Here is a 2,379-nt window from a genome sequence, read left to right as displayed (position 1 = left end):
TCAAACCGAAAGAAATCCACCCCCACGCCAGGTATATTGAAACTTTATGCCCGAGCTGGTATTTTTTCGCGGTCTCATAGTCCCAACGGTCCATGGTCAGCACCAGATCCGCGTTCGCCGCCATCCACTGCTCCGCCCCCAGCAACAGTTTTCGCTTCAACATCCGGGATAGGCATGGACCTGCCCCCACAGGCCGCGTGGACCGTCCAGCCCTCCTCCTGGAACTTCCGCAGGTAGGGCAGGTGGAAGTTCACGATGTGGCTATATGTAGAAGCGGTGAACAATACCTTCCCGCCCATGACCGTCCCTCCCCTCAGTTCAGCGCCTCGCTGTTCACAAACTTTCCCCGGAACACCGTGGTCAATAGAATCTCAATGTCAAACAGCAGGCTCCAGTGCTCGATGTAGTACACGTCGTGCTCCACCCGGGCCTTGATGGAGGTGTCCCCACGAAGCCCGTTCACCTGGGCCCACCCCGTAATGCCCGGCCGCACCTGGTGCTTCACCATGTACAGCGGCACGTCCTCCTTGAACTTTTCCACGTAGTAGGGGATCTCCGGCCTGGGCCCCACCAGGCTCATGTCCCCCTTCAGCACGTTGAAAAACTGGGGCAGTTCGTCCAAAGAGCACTTGCGCATGAACGCCCCGAATTTCGTCTTTCGGCCGTCATGATCCCTGCTCCACGCCGTGTTCTCCCCAGTATTTACCCGCATAGAGCGGAATTTGTACATGTAAAAGGGCTTCTTGTCCCGCCCGATCCGCTCCTGTTTAAACAGGACAGGTCCCGGTGAGCTCAGCTTCACCCCCGCGGCGCAGGCCAGCATCACCGGCGAGGTCACCAGGATCAGCGCCAGTGAACCCACGATATCCATAGCCCGCTTGCAGAAGGCGTTGGCCCAGTTGTCCAACGGAATCCGCCGGAAATTCAGCAGGGGAATCCCCTCCAGCTCGTCAAATTGCGGATTGGAGGGCATATATTTGGCGTAAAAGGGAATGATGGACAGCTTTGTCCCCGCCTTTTCACAGGCCTCGATGATCTCCGCCATCCGCCCGTAATCCTCCGCCCCGATGGCGCACACCGCCTCGTCCGGTCGGAATTTGTCCAGCATTTTGCCCAGTTTATCATATCCGCCCAGCCATTTCAACCCCTCAAGGCCCTGCTCCGGCCGCGAGGACACATAGCCTGCAACCGCATAGCCCAGCTCCCGGTCCCACCGCACCGTCTCCCAGTAGGTTCGGGCCATCTCCCCGCCGCCGACCAGCAGCACGTGCTTCTGGTTGTAGCCCCGCTGGCGGAAGTACCGCAGGCCCCGGCGCAGAATAATCCGCTTGCAGCTCAGCGCCCCCGTGCTCAGCAAAAACCAGATCACCAGGGTCAGCCGGGAAAAGTTGATATAGTGCTGTACGAACAGGAAGCTGAGCAGCGCCCCCATCACCAGCGCCCCCGCCAGCCACAGCTTTTCCAGCTCCCGCCGCAGCCGGGTCTTGCGGAAGGACTGGTACAGCCCGAAAGCGGCGTAGGCGAACAGCTGGACGGCGGTGAGGATCGTCCCCAGGGCCAGATACCGGGACAGGGGCACCGTGATGATCCCATTGGGCAGAAGGCAGAAGCGTATCCAGAACGCGGCGGGCAGGGACAGGTACAGCACCGCCCCGTCTGTCAGGACGTGCAGCCGGTTCAGCAGCCGTTGGTTTTCTTTTATCATGCTCTTTCTCTCTTTTTCCGTGTTATGCGCACATTCGCCCGATGAACGCCCGCGTCTGCCCGCTCAGCTCAATGCGGCCCAGATTCTCCGCGTTCCAGGCGTCCAGCAGCTCCGCCACGCGCCTCACCCCGGCGCGGTACTGCTCTGTGTCCTCTTCGTACTCCTCCAGCAGGTCAAAGGTTTTCTGCCACACGGCGGCGTCGGCGGACACGTAGCCCACATACCGTTCCGCCTGCTCCAGCCCCTGTTCCGTCCGGCCCGTCCGCAGGTAATATTCCGCCAGATAGATGGGAATGGAGTTGGAATCCAGCTTGGCCAGCCGGGCGGCGTATTCGTCCGCCTTTTCCCGGACCTCCCCATCCGCCTCCCGGCCCCCGGCCTGGATCACATAGGTGAGCAGGTAATCCGCCTTCTCAAAGGGGTCCAGGGACGCCGCCCGCTCCAGCTGGTCCAGATTGGACGGGTCCGTCACCAGCCCCCGGGCCGCGCTGTTGCAGCCCAGCAGGACCGCAAACAGCACCAATAAGGCGCAGATACCCAGAACAGCGCCGTTTTTTACCGTTTTCCCCTCCATCCAGGCAGGTAAGGGCAGCGTGTCCCCGCAGCACAGGCTGATGGCGGCGAACACCCCGAACGCCATGGGCAGGTAGCAATAGATGGAGAAGGTGAACTCC

At 61.0% G+C, this 2,379-nt stretch carries 2 protein-coding genes; both read right to left on the bottom strand.

The genetic code is table 11. The features are described from left to right. Nucleotides 1-313: 313 nt before the first annotated feature. Nucleotides 314-1,705 (bottom strand): undecaprenyl-phosphate glucose phosphotransferase, encoded by a 1,392-nt coding sequence (locus tag QZ326_RS12875; protein ID WP_295745972.1) that lies wholly within the window; start codon nucleotides 1,703-1,705, stop codon nucleotides 314-316. A gap of 22 nt (nucleotides 1,706-1,727) precedes the next feature. Continuing rightward, nucleotides 1,728-2,379: hypothetical protein (locus QZ326_RS12870; protein WP_295745970.1), on the bottom strand; the 652-nt coding region annotated here is incomplete at its 5' end.

The sequence above is a fragment of the uncultured Oscillibacter sp. genome, assembly GCF_910587525.1.
In the GTDB taxonomy this organism is placed as follows: Bacteria; Bacillota; Clostridia; order Oscillospirales; family Oscillospiraceae; genus Oscillibacter.
Note: the sequence above shows the minus strand (reverse complement) of the source record. Positions and strands in the feature narration are given on the sequence as shown.